Here is a 232-nt window from a genome sequence, read left to right on the forward strand (position 1 = left end):
AAACAATGCAGTAGGTGAGGCCTTCAGGCGGATGTATAAGGTGCGTTGCACATATGCTGTGGAGCATCCTGGCCTCGTGGGGCTTTATTTCCTGCACGAGGCTGCGGACGCCGAGCTTGCCGATACGGCTTTGGTTGGAAAGGCCGTGGCGGAGATTTATGCCAAGCGCTATCCTGCTGCTTACTCCACGAGGTGGCTTCAGGGTTGGCTCGCGGGGTGCAACACCAAGGTT

The 232-nt window shown here is 57.3% G+C and carries 1 protein-coding gene; it reads left to right on the forward strand.

Annotation, left to right across the window (positions count from 1 at the left end; genetic code table 11):
* Positions 1-232, forward strand: a 232-nt coding sequence (locus M3089_RS15775) for a hypothetical protein (protein ID WP_249085269.1), incomplete at both ends; no start/stop codon positions are given.

The sequence above is a fragment of the Marseilla massiliensis genome (genome assembly GCF_023336985.1).
Lineage (GTDB): Bacteria > Bacteroidota > Bacteroidia > Bacteroidales > Bacteroidaceae > Prevotella > Prevotella intestinigallinarum.